Genomic DNA, 14,240 nt, shown 5'->3' with positions numbered 1-14,240 from the left:
ACCCATAAATAATGCGATGAGAAAAAGGCATCGTTTTTTACTGTGTTGTGGTCTAAATTTGCTTTATATCCCATGGTTCTTGGTGACAAAATTTTTACGCTGTTGTCGTTTATAAATCCAATAACGATATAGCAACATGCCACTGCCGATCATTAGCCAGAAAAAGCCTAAAGCTAAATGAAGGTAGAAAGGCCAGTGCACAAAATAATCCGCAGATTGTTCACTATCGAGCAATATCGGAACACTTACTAGTAACGGATTCAAACCCAGCAATAGCGCGAAATAGGGATAGCGCCATGCAATAAAAGGCGTTTCATTAAATTCTTTGCCAGCGTCAAACGCGCCATCAATAAAGACGATACGTGGATGATAATCTTCCACTGTTGTTTCAACTTGTAAATATGGAGTGACCGCAGGGCTAGCAATAAAGCCAAATTGAACACGTTGTCCTGTCGCTAAAGAGAGTCGTTCTTTTTCCGTTGGAACAATAAAGCAAAGCGCCGGATCTTCGGGCGCGTGCTCCGCACTACCACTAAACCACACTTTTCTGCCTTCATTTCCGACAACTGTACCTTGCGCCAGTCTAACGGTTTTCTCAATAGAGTGGGCAAACGGACATTTTCTATAATATCGGTACACAAAGAGTAAAACGGGCAGTGCACATACAGGCAAGATACTTGAAAAATAGGGTGTTGTTTGTAGTGCAAAACAAAAGATGACAAAGGAAAAAAAAGAGAAGAAAAACACGCCCAATGACCTGAATAAACGCTTAGGTTTTATTGCGAGGATCTTGAGTTGTTGTCGCTCCTCTGCTGTGCTTGCTCGGTTGGCTATAATCTCAATGTTGACTACATCCGCAATTCCCGTCGGGCTGAATCTTGTTTGCCATTGCGCAGCAAAGTGCTCGATGATGGTTTTATCATTAGCACTGAGTAAATAGGATTTTTTTTGGTGAATATAGATCTCGGCTTTTACATTGCCCTGATCTTGTAAAAACGGCTTTAGGTGAGAGCCAAACACTCGATATGGCCCGACGAGAAATTCACGATAATCATCCCATTTTTTGCTCATGAAGATAGAGCTATAACCTTCGATGTTGAAGACGGGGCCAATGGGCAGCTTCTTACCATAGATTAAGTATAAGACTTGTTGTTCTTTTAACGTTAACTGTCGATTTGGTGTTGTCTTGGCTAATTGATTAATGGCTTTTTTGCTTTTAATGACGCTGTAAGGCAGATAAATAAGGTAAAAGAGAACTAAGACTCCACCTACGATCAAGATGAAATAGTCCCAAAAAGAGTACTGTTCAATAGGCATCAATGAATGTCCTTGCTCGCGTTAGAAACGATAATACTATGATTACTAAACCTAAAAGCCCCACTCTTAGTTACCCAAGAGTGGGGCTATAAGCGTTGATTAATGAACCATAAATTTCATCACAGCTTCCTTTACTAAGCGTGATTTATCTTTCGTGAGGGGCTCAATCAATTGAGAGGCGTCATTGGCGCGACTTAATATCTCAGGCAACTGCGCGCGACGTCCGGCGTAGAGATAAGCTAAGGTTTGGGCAAAACTACCTTGATCTGTGTGGTCGTAAATGCCGCGCGCGTGGTTTTGAATAAACTCGCAACACGCATCAAACTGAGTATGTTTGATACAGAAACGCGTAATATGAGCTAGGTTCACGCCAATTTCGATTAGCCAATTCAACATAAACTGCATGGCTTCTTCGCTGGTTTCTCTTAAGCGTTGGCTTTCACGTACTTTTCCAAAGTAGTCATTAAAATTGATTTCACCTTGTTCGAGCCTGTGTAGTAACCAACACTTTTCATAGTTTTCATCCAGCACTTTAAAGCCGTGGCAATCTTGGTTGAGCAGTAGTTTAGCCAATCTATTACGGCGTGTTTTATCCAGCGTCCAAATAAACTGGTTCATACTGTATAAACGATATTCATCTAGGCTAGGGCGGAAACCATCCATTGCGAGATGAGCATTATACAAATTAGCGATGCTGTCATAGTCGATCTCGCCTTCTAGGTAGGCCCATGTTTGTTCGCATAAATGCTCGATACGCGCAGTGGTATCTTGCAGTTCAGCAATGCGTGCCAGTAGCGTTTTACTTTCTACTTCTGAATTGAAAATCAGTAACGTACCGCGCGGCAATGAGTGTTGGTAGCTGTCTAATGGCACTTCATGATCGGCCATTAGAATGATATTTTGCTCACCACGTTGTTGCAGTACTGTGCTCTTTAACCAAGAGCAACCGTCGACATAGCAAGGTTTGTCGTGCACGGTATGCTGATCTGAAGCGATAGGTTTGAGTAGATTTTCCGGCGCTTCATCGCCATCGCCAACGTAGAGGCAAGCTTGACCATATTCATATGCTAGAGCGCCTTCCCATGAACGAATATTCAAACGCACCATCAATTTCAATGCACGTTTGAAATCATGCTCAAGATCTAAATTAACCTCAGGGTATTTCAACGACACGTCGTGCAAAAAGTCAATTTTGGTATGTTCATTAATGTACTTCAAGCCTTCACGCATCGCTTCCGCTTTTTTACGGTCGATGGCGCCAAACATACCGGTTGCGGTGCTGGTTATCTCACTATAAGCATCCAACCATTGCTGATAGGATTTGTTATCGTGGAAGTGGCGGCTCATTTCGTAGGCATTTAATTGCCCCGAGTTGATGCCTGCTTTTTCTAACTGCTCTGTTAGGTTAATTTCATCAAGGGGAGTGTTTATCGTTACGTCCCATGGCTCATCAGAGTGAGCACGCATGATGTTACGCGCAACGCGTACTGGCGCGAGAGCGATCAAGAATCTCCATAGGCGATCCGCTTGAACGCGCAACGGAAGTGGCAGTTGTCGCAACCAGAAGGCAATCAGAGTAAAGCGTTGGAAATCGTCATCGCGATCATGAAATAGCGTGTAGCCAGGTTGATACTCACTGAATTTGTTGACGTGAAGCTCACCGCGATTGACATCATCACGGTATAAGTGAGGGGTTATTAGAGCAAGTAGCTCGGCTTGATCATCTTCTGGTTTATCGGCGGTGAAATACGTTTTAATACGCGTGATATCAGCATCGATTAAACCAGAGTTAGGAAAGTGGTGATCATCGCGAACTCGGCATGATCTTATGATTTTGGCCGCCGCCATCTGCCAAATGTGTTGGTCGTTGAGGAAGTTGAATAGCGCTTCAGTAACGTCATCCCCAATACGCTGGTTGAAATCGTTGAATAACTGATAGCTTGCGAGAGCGAAAAACCCCATATCAGCGAGCTCACAGTCTGCCCAAAGTTTGGGATGGCACAGTGCTCGGGAGGTGCGCAGCACGCCATCGACACGTTGAAAGTGAAGTTTGTAGAGAATTTCGTCTCGATCGATAAAGGTGCCAAAAATAGATTGCACGTCACGCGCGAGAGCGGGGTCTAATCCTTCAAGTGCACTCAGTATTCCGTTCGTGGCAGTCGTTGTGGCGGTTGTTGTTTCATTGACTGAACCGTTGATGACAGCCTCGTCAAGTTGGCTATAACGACGATAATAATCTTGACGTGATAGCAGTGGCTCGTCTTCTTCGGTGAGTGATTCCATCATATATTCGTTGAATTCACGTTTACCGAGAGCGCGGTAGAAGACATCGACGATGCGAAGATATTGTTCTCGGCGCGCAGCAAGCAGTGTGACATCGCTATCGAGTGTCACCGTTAGAGTCGTGGTTAGGCCGTTGGCGAGTTCAATCGTTGATTCATCCCCAAAGTGGTCGGTCAGTAGATCGTCGCGAGCCAAATCGAGAATATTCTCTATTTCATCAAGAATTCCGCGGTTGTTGTACTCCCATGAACTGAGCTGATCGTCAATGTGTTCAAACATGATCGGCGCATGCGCTCTAGCCAGAGGGATCAATTCAATTTCATGAATAGCATCAAGTGCATCGCGCTCGGTGCCGCTTTCAATATAGCTCCATAAGCGCTCACCTTGCGGCATCGCAAGAATCAGTGGTTTTAGTACTTCAGTGCCGTAGTTGAGGTCATAACGATGTTCGTCTCGCTCTTGATAGGCTTTATAACGGGCGCGTTTTCTTAGTGCACTTTCAGCGGGTTTGACAAGTAGACCGTCAACTTGGCCTTTTACCATTCCTTGTAGATCATAGGCCTCATTTTCTAACGTACTGCCCATAAAGGGCTGTTGCATAAAGGCGTCTTCAAGATCGTCATCGTAAAAATGACGATGGCGTGGAAAGAGTGTTTCATAGAGCCACACGACGGGATTGCAACCGCTGAGATCTTCTTCCTCATCACTATGTTCATCGTAGGAATACAGCAGTACTGGTTCCGCTTGAAAACGCTCGATGACACTTTGTTTAAAAGTGCCATATTGGCATGGGTTTTCAGTTAGGTATTCACCTAGCGTCTGGTGTGTTGGTTCATCGCTATAGGGATTGTTCATAAACATGCCTAAGCGAAAGCTTGCGTTGTCACACCATATATAGGCTTTGATCACTTCTGGGTGCCAGCCAAGTTCAGTCACAAATTCCGCTAAATAGTTAATGCAATCACCGGTATGGTCTTCATCCCAGTAGGGGAAGAAAAACTGTCCGAGTAGGTAGAGGTATTGTAGATCTGTTTTAGCCAGCATATAGACGGCTTCAACGCCGAATACGTCCATGTCGTCAATCCAGATTTCGTCTGTGTCGTTAACGCGACGACTGTAGTCCACGATGGCTTTGACTGTTGCAACGATGGTCTCTTTGAGTTCTGGGTACTGTAATGCGGCCGCAAAAAGAATCGGCTCTGAAATGTAAACTTCGGATTGGTCGCTGATCTCTTCGTTAAGATACCTTTCGCTACCACCTTGGTTTTTAGTTAAGGCCGATTTTAACAAACCAAAGTTGCCACCCGCATCACTGGTTTGTAAACGACGTACTTTACCTGCGTTGCTGTGTCTAAACTCGACATCAAACTGCTCTTCTTTGAAGGCTTCACCGCTGATCAGCATGGTTTGATATTGAATGAGTGCCGCTTTGATTTGCTGAGGTTCTTGGATGTCGAGGGTGATGATTTTATTTTTATCGAATTGGTTCATGAGGCGTAATGTGCTGTTTATTAACTGTAAATACAGTAGCTTAAAACCACTATGAGAAACAGCGCTACCATTGATAAATGATAGGCTAATTGGTGCTTATGTAGGGTTTATCACTCTAAAATTTCTATTTGCTAGTTGAAACATAATTAGTGTGATTGATTTGTATTGTTTTAATTAGTGGTTGCTATGTGAATTAGCTTTGCATTGAACGATAGTGAAATGGTCGTTTTGAAGTGCAACATCTAGCGCTATAATGGCGCCAAATTTCGATCTCTCGCTTGGGCAAAAAAATGAGAAAACAATATACGGTGGAAGGCGATATTAACGCGAAGAAAGCTAAGGATGCTTATCCTAAATTGGTGCTTTGTGATGAGTGCGTTGGTCGCTTTGTCGTCATCAACGAGGAGGGGCGCACCTATGAACCATGTGTGAAATGTGGTGTGGATGATTAATTGGTCGCGATAGTTGCCATCGCGCGTTATGCGAATATAGCGCGTTATGTAAAATATTGACGCTAAGCGAAATGAAAATGACGATACTGTGATCGTCATTTTTTTGGTCAGTGGCTTATATGCCGCCATTCAAATCGCCCCTCCTCATGTCAGCCCATGATTTAACGCGCCAACTGAATCCCACAGCGTGCAAATAGGGTTTGCCAATATTGAACATGTTCTAAAGTCGCTTGGCGAAAATTTGCATGAGTTGATGCGAGCGGATATTGGTAGTTAGGATGTGCCTGCTGAAACAGCGGCAAGTAGGGTTGTAGTTCGTAATATCGGGCATCGAGTAGTGCTAGATAAGCTTGTATCTCTTTTGCAAAAAACAGGTCGAATACATTCTTTAGGTAACGAAATTGAGTGCGGTCGCGATTGGGCTCACAACGTATTTTGTTGTCGTGAAGAGTCAGTTGCTGCGTAATAGTATTTAACCATCTCGTTGTATTGTGTAGCGAAAAGAGCAAGGATCCGATAGCTTGGTGTTTTTCTAAACCTTCTTGATAATCGGTAACAGACCCAATCTCACCGCTATTGCGGTGACGGTTATGTTTATTTTTGCCGTCATCAATCAGATGAGAGTTTTGGCTAGGTAGGGTCCGTCGATAAGCTTGGTTGATAACATCCATGCCTCGCAATATTGTGACGTCAACTTTAGCATAATCAACCTTGAGCCATTGTGTGCCGGTGAGTTGCTCACGCATCGCGTTGCTGGTGAAGAGCAGGTTCGCTATATAGTGTGGTTGCTGTGCGAGTTTTATGCTGAGAATTTCGGCCAGTTGCTCACTCAATTGTAGCGATATTTGTGACGAACGCTGAGAGGAGGCATTGTCGGCTGTTTGCTCTTCTGATATAGCCTCAACATTGGCTAAGCATTGTCTGATCCCCAGAATCAGTGCTTGTTGGTAATCAAATTCGCGAAACTGATCTTGTACCTTACCTAAGATAGAGTTCTTTTCGGCAATTAAATGGAACAGGCCACATTTTCTAAGCTCGTAACTATCGAGTAAGCCAATGGTGACGGTTTCAATGGGTAAGGCAAGTGCACGCTTATCAGGAAGCGTAATTTGTTCAGGAACGACGGGAGCTAAAGCGGGCTCTTTTTGCACATTAGCAATACGTTCGAGATAGGTCTCGAATTGGCTTTCAATCGGGTGTTTATTGAAGTTACAACCCGTGACAAAAAGTAGTATAGCAATCAGTAGCCAAGGCATAGGGGATGTAGGAGTGCTCCGAACCAGTCAATATATAATAGTGTACGGAACACTCAGCAAAAAGGTCAGCATATGCTGACCTTTCTTTATTGATGTTCTAAATCACAGATTAACGCTCAGAAAAGCTCAACTGTACTTCGTCTGGTTGTTTGTGCATCCAATGTAGACGAGAGCCAAGCATTAGCGCACCAGAAGAGAGGCCAATAATGAAGCCGATCCAGAAACCGTGTGCGCCCATTGGTTCAACGATCCAATCGGTCATACCAAGGATGTAACCTGATGGCAAACCAATAATCCAGTATGCGATAAAGGTGCGGTTAAAAATCGATGCCATATCTTTGTAGCCACGCAGTGCACCAGCAGCAACCACTTGGATGGCATCCATACATTGGTAAATCGCCGCCAGCAACAACAATTGCATCGCAAGGTCGATAACTTGACGGTTATCCGTGTAGAGCAAGGCAATTTGTTCGCGGAATAGAACCGTAAGTAGTGCTGAGGTTAATGACATCGCGAGCGCCACTAATAAACCCACTCGTGATGCGACTTTTGCACCATCGGTACTGCGTTCACCAAGACGGTAACCAACGCGAATGCTGGTCGCAGCGCCGACACTCATCGGCAACATAAAGATAAGTGATGAGAAGTTGATCGCCACTTGGTGCGCGGCAACAATCATTGGCCCAAGTGGGGCAACGAGCAATGCGACAATCGCAAACAAGGTCACTTCAAAAAACAGCGCAGCAGCCACAGGGAAACCGAGTTTAAATAGGCGAACCAGCGCCTTTAATTCAGGTTTATGGAACTGCTTAAATAGTTTGATGTAGGCGACACGCTTAGCCGTAAGTACATACAGCAGCATCAAACCAAACATAATCCAGTAGACGATTGCGGTGGCCACACCACATCCGACGCCACCCAGTTCTGGTGCGCCGAATTTACCGTAAACAAAAATCCAGTTAAGGGGAATGTTACACAGTAAACCGATAAATCCGATAAACATAGCCGGTTTAGTTAACGACAAACCGTCGGTAAGGCTACGCAGTGCTTGAAACATTAAAAAAGCGGGAACCGCAAACATCACCGCATGCATGTAGCCAACCGTTTTCACTGCCATGGTGACATCAACGTCCATGAGATCCAGAATTGACTGCGTTTGGAATAACACACCAATAATCGGGATTGAGATCAATAGCGCCATGACAAAACCGTGTTGGATTTGGAATGGGATTTGATCGACTTTTCCTGAACCATTTAATTGCGCGACGATAGGCACCAAGGCCATCAGTAAGCCAACACCGAATAAAATAGACGGTAACCAGATACTTGAGGCGATAGAAACTGCGGCCATATCGATAGCGCTGACACCACCGGCCATAACAGTATCGACGAAACCCATCCCAGTTTGTGCCACAGAGGCGATCAATACCGGGGTTGCTAACTTAATCAAAGTGTTAGCTTCTTGCTTATAACGATGCACGGAAAACTCCAAAAGAGGGGGCGCACAACTCTTCCCCCAGCGAGTGGGTTTTGATACAAATCTGTCAAAATCAAGATTGATTCTGTAGGGACGGTTGCTAAGCGATATAAGTAGAATGTCACTAACGGCTAAGTACGGTGAGAGTACATGAGCGGTATGGGTAAGAGTGACGCTCTATCAATTGCGACTTGTCAGACTGGTATGGGCGTTGTTGTGCTTAAAAATCACGCGCATTATACCGAAACAATTCGATTCGTCGCGGCTTTTTATTGCGTTTTTAACAAATAACTCACTATCGTGGTTGGAGACCTCAATAGCAGCGAAGTCTTTAGATATTTACCTGCATAAAAAATCAATGAGATAATGATGCTAATTCAGTGATTTTATGCCGCCAATGCAGCAAAATGAGCAGCGTATGTTGGTAGTAAGCACAATTGTAGGGTATTGATTTTTGTTGTATTCATTACTTGATGGAGCATTTCGTATCTTAAAGAGACGTCTTAGATGCGAAAATGCTCTAGTTAGTAAAGCTAATAAATCAATTGGTTGTAGATTTGCTACTACTGTATAAGTCCACCCTATAGCGACTGGCATCGACCACTTTACGCATCTCTTCTTCATTTGCTTTTGTGTCCAATTACCGCTCAAAACAAATCTTACCGAAAATTTCATGCATAGTTTTTCTCAAGCAATTTTAATTATTTGAAATGTGAGGAAAAGAACATGGCAATCCGATGCTTAAGACCGAGTCAGTACATTGAGTAATTTTATCCTGGATCTGGTATGTGCAGCTCCACGATCATTAATTGGATAAAAATTGGGTAGTTGGGCGGTACTCGAACTCTTACACGGGTAATAGCGCTCCTGCTGCGGGAGGCCCGTCAACGAAAGGGTTGAGTGGTGCAGACAAGCAGCGTGATTATGACGCCAGAATGATCATTAGCGAAGAGTTAGGGCATAGCCGAGAGGAAGTGACAGCGATTTATCTAGGCGTTGAAGTAACTGTTAGATCCTAACGACCGATCTTAAAGTGTTCTAGGTTAGAATTCTTTTTGTCATTTTCGGAGGAGCAAAATGTTCAAAGTCAGAACATTTTTAGCTGCTTATCCGAGTTGTTCTAACTTGTTCTTGCCTAAAAGTTTGCTAGATAAGCAAAAGCAGCGGTTATGTATTGAGCAATTTTGTTCTATCTTCACCATCACTTGCTCTCTATACTTTCCTTATATTTCCACCAAATAGATTGAGTCTGTCAGAATGCAAGAACAATTTAGCTATCAAAAAAGTGCGCACACTCTAGGGTTGTGTTCATTTTCGGCAAAGATGAAAGACTTTAGTTACGGTAAACATGCTCATGAGGAGTTCAGTATTGGTGTGACTTGCCGTGGTCGTCAGGACTTTTTTAGCAATGGCGCTTTTCATAAAAGTCAGGCAGGAAACATTGTCTTTTTTAATCCAGAGCAGGTTCATGATGGGAATGCTGGAGGTGGAAAAGATATGGAGTATGAAATGCTCTACATACCTGAATCAACAATGATGAGTTTGATGCAAAGCATAGGGAGTGTGTCTAAGGATCAGTCTCGATTGAAAGCGTCATCCTTTCATGATGCGGTGTTGCAACGGCAGATCATTTCATTTTCCCGCTCTATGAACTTAGAACAGCCGCTTTCTTCACTAGAAGAAGAGCACCTCTTACTGGGCATTGCGCATTCGATAGTTCGCCTTGGCGATGGGGCGTTTATTGAGAAGGTAGCGTATGGGCGAACAGACAAATTATTGGAGCAAGCAAAGGAGTTTATTCACTGCAACCTAAATCGAAAGCTAGGGATTGAAGAGATTTCAAACGCTGCCAATATGTCTAAATATCATTTCATTCGACTGTTTAACAAACAGTTTGGTATGACGCCACACCAGTATGTACTTAGCTATAAAATCAACCGTGTAAAACGCGAGTTAGAGCTAGGGGATAATGCCGCGAATATTGCGTTTAAGTATGGCTTTTCTGATTTAAGTCATCTAAATCGTAACTTCAAGAATACGTTTGGCATCACGCCAACCCAATACCAAAAACAACTCTCGCTTTAGCCTCAACTAAAGCATCGACCAAAAGATTAACGCTATGCTGGACATAATTATTTATGCTCTAGGGGTCATGTACACCCCCGGGCCAGTCAACGCTATCTCCTTAAACAGTGGCATACAGAAACAAAATTCAATATTTGGCTTTAGCCTCGGTGTCTCGATCGCCATGTTTGCATTATTCAGCGCTGTTTCGCTGATTGGCGAGACATTAATGAATGATGCTTTCTTACAATGGACCGCAATACTGGGGGCAATCTACATTCTTTGGTTGGCATACAAAATATTCGTGAGCCAAGTGGGTAAGGTTGAATTCAAGCCTAGCCAAAGCATGAATCTGCGAGACGGTTTGATACTACAGCTGCTTAACCCGAAAGGCATTACGGTTGCATTACCTATTGCAACAGTTCAATTTCCATCTGCAGGTATTACCGGCGGGTACATCTTTGTGTGGTGCGCTATTTTGGCACTACTTGCGTTTGGTGCTCCTACGGTTTACTACATTGCAGGGCGTCTTATTGGCAAAAAGATAAACGAAACTGACTACTTAGTTGCCATGAATAAGCTAATGGCCGTGTTGTTAATGTTTGTTGGCTTAAAGATGGGTGTGTCGCCAGTCATTGATTTAGTGTTCTGATTAATAAGAGGTTATATGCAATTTAATTCTAAGTTTGTTATTGTTGTGGCAGAAGATTTACCAGTGTGGCAGAAATTGAATGTTGTCAGTTTTTTATCTGGTGGCATCACTTCGACATCCGCGGTTCAGACTGGAGAACGATATGTGGATGGGAGTGACAACACCTACCTACCGCTTTGTATTCAGCCAACAATCGTCCTTAAAGTGAAGAGAAGTAAACTGCCGACTTTTATCCAACGCGCTCATCGTGCAAACATAGAAACCGCAATATTCATCGATGATATGTTCGAAACAGGTCATGATGAAGCGAATCGAGGCACCGTTCGTTCCTATGATACGGAGCGCTTACCCTTGGTCGGGATTGCTCTATGTGCAGAGAAAAAGCTCGTGGATAAAATCGTCAAAGGCGCGAAGCTTCACGATTAGGGTTGAAGTAGGTTATACCTGTAATAACCCTAATCTAGGATAACGAACCAGAGAAAAGTCGGGTTTCTTTTTGTCCAGAACTTTCACAGTTGGCACTTCGTAACTCAGAATTGTCCAAAAATGAGTTAGTCCCTTAGGTCAATTTAAAGATAAGCAGCTGCGAATGAGCGCTTTACTCGTGGCAGCCTTCTTCTTCGACTTCATCTAAATCTATCTCTTCCTCAACCAGCTACGCCAACTCATCTGCATGTGCAGTGTGAGCATCTAATCCTTGCTCGGTAAAAGTCTTCTTATCCATTTCTGTAGCCTCACCAGTAAGCGATTTAATAGGAAGTATATCACTGATGTGGTTATTGTGGAGTTGGGTAAAGTGTCTAAGTTTCAGTAAGTTGAAGAGAATTGAGAGCGTTTCTGAGGGCTTAAAAACAGTGAACCCCCGATGTTGGTAGATTCAGGTAAGCTTGTGCTGCAGTCGATTAATGGGTTAATTTACCCAAGCAGGTTAGCGAAAGCGAAGTAACCTAAAGATAATACAGAACGTTACCGATTAAGGAGATAACGATGTTTACCGGTATTGTGCAAGGCATGGCGAAAATTGTTTCCATAGATAAGAAACAAGATTTTCAAACGCATGTAATTGAACTTGATCAAACACTTGGTGCTAATCTCGCGATTGGATCATCGGTTGCTCACAATGGTTGCTGCCTGACTGTGACCAATATTGATGGTAATAATATTAGCTTTGATTTGATGCAGGCAACGTTAAAACTGACCAACTTAGGCCAGCTTGAGGTAGGCGATAGCGTAAACATAGAGCGTGCGGCTAAGTTTGGCGATGAAATTGGCGGTCACAGTATGTCGGGACATATTGCCTTGGTGGCTAATGTGCATGAAGTCATTGATACTCCGAACAACCGCACCATTTGGTTTGAAATGCCAAACGAGGCAATGAAATATGTTTTACCGAAAGGTTACATTGGTTTGGATGGCTGTTCGTTGACTATTGGTGAGGTTGAAGAAAATCGTTTTAGCGTCCACCTTATTCCAGAAACGTTACAACGTACCTTATTTGGAGCGCGTGAAGTAGGGGATAAAATCAATGTGGAAGTCGATCCTCAAACACAAGCCATTGTTGATACCGTTGAGCGTGTTTTAGCGGCGCGACTCGTAGATTGAACACTTAGCTAATAACTGAACAATAAAAAGAGCGCTTATGCGCTCTTTTTTGTGGGTTCAGAATATCTGCTCATCGTCTGCATCAATGGTTAAATCGATGCGATCCATCTGTTCATTAACGGTGAGGTTAAAATGGATAGCATTACAGCACGCAGGACAATCATCGTAAAAATCTTGATTACCATTTGACGCGTCTAGGGTAATGCCAATTGAGTGAGCGCAGTGAGGGCAGAAAACCTGTTTCTCGGTGAAATTACGCATAGACTTACCTCTTCATTACTACCTGTGACGTTAAAGCTGTCACGAATCGTTTGCCATAGATAAATAGTACGGCGATAAGTTAGTAATGGGCGTGAATTAAGTACAAAGTTTGATTGTGGGCATAAAACTCGCCGAGAAGCGCTTGGTTTTTTCCATGGTGTGATCCAAACGCTTGCATTTACGTTAGGCTAAGAATGTAACTCTTTGTAATATAAAGTTAATAATCATTCACAGTATCAATGAGTTGTTGCGCTTCATCAAGATAATGCCCGCCAAACAAATTATAGTGGTTGAGGACATGGTAAAGATTATAAATAGGTTTGCGATCCTCATAGTGAGGATCGAGTGGCATCACTTCCTGATAACCTTGGTAGAACTCAGGTTGAAAACCACCAAATAGCTCTGTCATGGCTATATCACATTCTCTATCGCCCCAGTAACTCGCAGGGTCATAGCAGATAGGGCCAAAGGCGGAATTAGCAACATTGCCACTCCAAAGATCGCCATGAAGTAATGAAGGGCGGGGGTGATGGTTGGCTAAAATATGCTGCACTTTTTGGGTAAAGTCTGCAATGTCCACCAAAGAAACGCCTTTCTCTTTGATGAGTTGTAATTGCCAGCCTATACGTTGTTCAGCAAAAAAGCGTGACCATTTCCGATCCCATTGATTTGGTTGTAGGGTGTTGCCAATATAGTTATCAGAATCAAAACCGTACTCTTTCTGCTCACCCCATTGGTGTAACGCGGCAAGTTTTTGACCAAATTCAAAACTAGCATCGCCGTTTTCCAGCGGCTTGGTGGGCAAGTAATTTAAAATCAAAAAAGCATGATGTTTTGATTTTCCGAGATGAACAAGCTCAGGAGCAAAAACGGTGTCAGTGTCGCGCAAGCATTGGATATTTTCCGCTTCCGCTTCGTACTTTGCTAAAAATTCACGATGATTGAGTTTGATAAAGTACCGTTGCTCTCCATCACTGATCATGTAGCTTTCACTGATATCTCCACCGGAAAGCTTTGTTTTTTCGCGGATTACAAAAGAAAACATCAAGGTTTCAGATAACTGCTCGGAAATTGCTTGCCACATAGCCTGCCCCTAAATCATCTAATTACAGGTTACAGTGTAGGTTACTGTCGTGATCAATTCCGACTTACAAAGCAAAGAATTCAATAATTTGAAGCGAATTTAGTTAGCTACTTACTAAAATGTGAACAGCGTCGTCGTAATTTAATGGTGCAACAGAACATTTCGCTAGGGCTGGCATGGTAAATATTGATGGTAAGATAACTGACTAAACATGGGATTTATGATCTAGCTTCAAATGTCGCTTGATCTGAACGACTACAATATTACAAGCATTCAAGCTTAAGTCTCAATAAGTTGCATT

The 14,240-nt window shown here is 43.3% G+C and carries 12 protein-coding genes; 6 read left to right on the top strand and 6 right to left on the bottom strand.

The features are described 5' to 3' along the window. Positions 1 to 63: 63 nt before the first annotated feature. Together RH85_RS20425 and RH85_RS20420 are read right to left on the bottom strand one after the other, a co-directional pair. Positions 64 to 1,317: a hypothetical protein gene (locus RH85_RS20425; RefSeq protein WP_006714648.1), complete on the bottom strand. Its 1,254-nt coding sequence runs from the start codon at positions 1,315 to 1,317 to the stop codon at positions 64 to 66. 99 nt (positions 1,318 to 1,416) lie between these two features. Next, on the bottom strand, positions 1,417 to 5,091 hold the full coding sequence (locus tag RH85_RS20420) for a hypothetical protein (RefSeq protein ID WP_006714647.1): 3,675 nt from the start codon (positions 5,089 to 5,091) through the stop codon (positions 1,417 to 1,419). A 290-nt stretch (positions 5,092 to 5,381) separates the two neighbouring features. Between RH85_RS20420 and RH85_RS23235 the strand changes: the two genes are divergently transcribed. Next, entirely contained in the window at positions 5,382 to 5,543 is a 162-nt protein-coding gene (locus RH85_RS23235) for a hypothetical protein (RefSeq protein ID WP_039949492.1), read from the top strand. Positions 5,544 to 5,704: 161 nt separating this feature from the next. Here the strand turns inward: RH85_RS23235 and RH85_RS20410 are convergent, their stop codons facing one another. Further along, on the bottom strand, positions 5,705 to 6,799 hold the full coding sequence (locus RH85_RS20410) for a DUF3080 family protein (RefSeq protein ID WP_006714646.1): 1,095 nt from the start codon (positions 6,797 to 6,799) through the stop codon (positions 5,705 to 5,707). A gap of 109 nt (positions 6,800 to 6,908) precedes the next feature. Then, complete coding sequence (locus RH85_RS20405) at positions 6,909 to 8,279, bottom strand: MATE family efflux transporter (protein WP_006714645.1); 1,371 nt, start codon at positions 8,277 to 8,279, stop codon at positions 6,909 to 6,911. A gap of 806 nt (positions 8,280 to 9,085) precedes the next feature. Here RH85_RS20405 and RH85_RS22525 point away from each other — a divergent pair. From RH85_RS22525 to RH85_RS20385, 5 genes are all read left to right on the top strand, one after another. Beyond that, positions 9,086 to 9,295, top strand: a complete 210-nt coding sequence (locus RH85_RS22525) for a hypothetical protein (RefSeq protein ID WP_083824904.1) — start codon at positions 9,086 to 9,088, stop codon at positions 9,293 to 9,295. Positions 9,296 to 9,533: 238 nt separating this feature from the next. Next, the gene (locus tag RH85_RS20400) at positions 9,534 to 10,361 is read left to right on the top strand and encodes an AraC family transcriptional regulator (protein WP_006714643.1); all 828 of its coding nucleotides are present in this window, start codon (positions 9,534 to 9,536) and stop codon (positions 10,359 to 10,361) included. A gap of 34 nt (positions 10,362 to 10,395) precedes the next feature. After that, positions 10,396 to 10,992 (top strand): LysE family translocator, encoded by a 597-nt coding sequence (locus tag RH85_RS20395; RefSeq protein ID WP_006714642.1) that lies wholly within the window; start codon positions 10,396 to 10,398, stop codon positions 10,990 to 10,992. A gap of 15 nt (positions 10,993 to 11,007) precedes the next feature. Next, the gene (locus RH85_RS20390) at positions 11,008 to 11,418 is read left to right on the top strand and encodes a DUF2000 family protein (protein ID WP_006714641.1); all 411 of its coding nucleotides are present in this window, start codon (positions 11,008 to 11,010) and stop codon (positions 11,416 to 11,418) included. A gap of 561 nt (positions 11,419 to 11,979) precedes the next feature. Beyond that, positions 11,980 to 12,594 (top strand): riboflavin synthase, encoded by a 615-nt coding sequence (locus RH85_RS20385; RefSeq protein WP_006714640.1) that lies wholly within the window; start codon positions 11,980 to 11,982, stop codon positions 12,592 to 12,594. A gap of 57 nt (positions 12,595 to 12,651) precedes the next feature. Here the strand turns inward: RH85_RS20385 and RH85_RS20380 are convergent, their stop codons facing one another. Further along, on the bottom strand, positions 12,652 to 12,855 hold the full coding sequence (locus RH85_RS20380; RefSeq protein WP_006714639.1) for a CPXCG motif-containing cysteine-rich protein: 204 nt from the start codon (positions 12,853 to 12,855) through the stop codon (positions 12,652 to 12,654). Between the two features lie 217 nt (positions 12,856 to 13,072). Further along, on the bottom strand, positions 13,073 to 13,939 hold the full coding sequence (locus RH85_RS20375) for a fructosamine kinase family protein (protein WP_006714638.1): 867 nt from the start codon (positions 13,937 to 13,939) through the stop codon (positions 13,073 to 13,075). Positions 13,940 to 14,240 lie beyond the last annotated feature (301 nt).

Origin of the sequence: Vibrio ichthyoenteri ATCC 700023 (genome assembly GCF_000222605.1) — a bacterium.
GTDB classification, from domain to species: Bacteria; Pseudomonadota; Gammaproteobacteria; order Enterobacterales; family Vibrionaceae; genus Vibrio; species Vibrio ichthyoenteri.
Note: the sequence above shows the minus strand (reverse complement) of the source record. Positions and strands in the feature narration are given on the sequence as shown.

Bases quoted from the DNA above. Each gene is read 5' to 3' on its own strand.
- RH85_RS20420 (WP_006714647.1), bottom strand. From the start codon at position 5,091: ATGAACCAATTCGATAAAAATAAAATCATCACCCTCGACATCCAAGAA.
- RH85_RS20390 (WP_006714641.1), top strand. From the start codon at position 11,008: ATGCAATTTAATTCTAAGTTTGTTATTGTTGTGGCAGAAGATTTACCA.
- RH85_RS20380 (WP_006714639.1), bottom strand. From the start codon at position 12,855: ATGCGTAATTTCACCGAGAAACAGGTTTTCTGCCCTCACTGCGCTCAC.
- RH85_RS20385 (WP_006714640.1), top strand. From the start codon at position 11,980: ATGTTTACCGGTATTGTGCAAGGCATGGCGAAAATTGTTTCCATAGAT.
- RH85_RS20375 (WP_006714638.1), bottom strand. From the start codon at position 13,939: ATGTGGCAAGCAATTTCCGAGCAGTTATCTGAAACCTTGATGTTTTCT.
- RH85_RS20395 (WP_006714642.1), top strand. From the start codon at position 10,396: ATGCTGGACATAATTATTTATGCTCTAGGGGTCATGTACACCCCCGGG.
- RH85_RS20425 (WP_006714648.1), bottom strand. From the start codon at position 1,317: ATGCCTATTGAACAGTACTCTTTTTGGGACTATTTCATCTTGATCGTA.
- RH85_RS20400 (WP_006714643.1), top strand. From the start codon at position 9,534: ATGCAAGAACAATTTAGCTATCAAAAAAGTGCGCACACTCTAGGGTTG.
- RH85_RS20410 (WP_006714646.1), bottom strand. From the start codon at position 6,799: ATGCCTTGGCTACTGATTGCTATACTACTTTTTGTCACGGGTTGTAAC.
- RH85_RS23235 (WP_039949492.1), top strand. From the start codon at position 5,382: ATGAGAAAACAATATACGGTGGAAGGCGATATTAACGCGAAGAAAGCT.